General features: G+C 55.5%; 1 pseudogene. It reads left to right on the top strand.

What is annotated here, in order from left to right:
* Window positions 1-1804, top strand: a pseudogene (locus ACFOWX_RS13340) (hypothetical protein); the annotation flags it as partial.

The raw sequence follows: 1804 nt of genomic DNA, 5'->3' as shown, positions 1-1804 counted from the left end.
GACCAGCGTGGTGTTTAACGATGCGGCGACGCAAACGGTTGTGACGCTGGCCAATGGTCAGGTGACCACATCCACCTATAACAAAGCGGGCGATCTGGTCAGCAGCACAGCGGCGAGCGACTTCTCGCCAGCGGGCACGGTCAGCTATCTGTATGACAGGCTGGGCCGCGTGCGGGTGATGACCGATGCGGGCGGGCATAAGACGTATTATCTATATGGCAAGGCGGGGCGCAAGACAGCTGAGATCAATAATGATGGCTGGATGTCCGAATATCGCTATGACAATGCCAACAGGGTTATTGCTGAGGCGCGCTATTTGAATGCTGTGTCGGCGGGCTATTTGGCGGCGCTGAGCGATCCCAATAACACCGTGGATGTTGCGGCGCTGCGTCCGCCAGCAAATAGCACGTATGACCATTGGGCCTGGAGCATTTATGATGCGGGCGGGCGCGTTATCCAGAATATTGACGCCACAGGCGGGGTGACCGCTTTTGAATATGACAAATCGGACCGTCTGATCAAGACGACCAGCTATGTGAACAGGCTGGCGCAAGCGGCGGTTGATGGGTTTAAGGTGGTATCGCCCTTGACGGTGCAGGCGGTGACGGCGGATGCCGGGCGCGATCAGGTCTCGCGGGTCTTTTATGACCGGGATGGACGTTTGATCGGCAATTTGAATGGCGAGGGTTATGTGACCCGCATTCTGTATGACAAAGCCGGTCAAAAGGTGCAGGAGATAGCTTATGCCTCGGCCACCAATACAAAGGCGGGGGTCGCAGCGGTAGACCGGGCAAGTTCAACCTTCACAGCGCTTTTGGCAACGATAGCGTCCTCTGCCAATGACCGCGACACACGCTATGTTTATGACGGCCAGGGTCAGCTGCGTTATATGCGCAATGTGCTGGGGCAAGTGACCAGCTATCAATATGATGTGAACGGCAATGTCACCAGCGTGACGCAGCATAATAATATCGAGAGCCCCGCCAATTATAATTTGGCGACCGTCAAGGCCGCAGTGACGGCGCATGTCAATGACCGTACCAGTTGGAATATATATGATAACCGCGACCGGTTGGTCTATAGCATTGATGCTGCAGGCACGGTGAGCCATCTGACCTATGACACTGTAGGTCAGGTAACGAAGAGCGTGATCTATGCTGCTGCGCGGGCGACAAGCGGCCTGCCGAGCTTTGCGGATATGAATAGCTGGGCTGCGGGCCAAGCGGGCAATGCGGGCAACCGCGTCACCCGCAACTGGTATACGCCAAAGGGTGAGCTGCGCTATAGCCAAGATGCCGAAGGCTTTGTCACCGATCAGTTTTTTGATGCCGAAGGCCAGGTAACAGCGCGTCTGCGTTATAATGCAGCGGTGAGCCTATCGGATAGCAGCGGCATCGGGGATGTTGCGGCGGCGATTGGCGGACAATATAGCGCGGGCCAATATACGCAGACAAGCTATGGCTATTATGCCGATGGCGAGATGTATAGCATGACCGATCCGCTGGGTATGCTGACGATCTATGGCCGCTATGCCAATGGCACTGAGATTGATATTCATACGGCCTATAATACAGCCGATTCTAGTCTGAACTTGCAGCGTTATGACGCAGCGGGGCGGTTGGTCGGTGAATATGGCGCTTATGGCGATGCAGAGGGCGTGCTTACGCAATATGTCTATGACGGCCTTGGCAATCTGACCTCTGTTATTGATGCGAACGGCAAGGTGACGAGCTACACTTACGATCGTCTGGGCCGCATGGTGACGATGACCGATGCGGCAGGCGGAGTTACGAGCTACGAATAT

The organism is Sphingorhabdus arenilitoris (genome assembly GCF_042651485.1).
Lineage (GTDB): Bacteria > Pseudomonadota > Alphaproteobacteria > Sphingomonadales > Sphingomonadaceae > Sphingorhabdus_B > Sphingorhabdus_B arenilitoris.
This window is presented reverse-complemented; position numbering and strand designations above follow the sequence as displayed.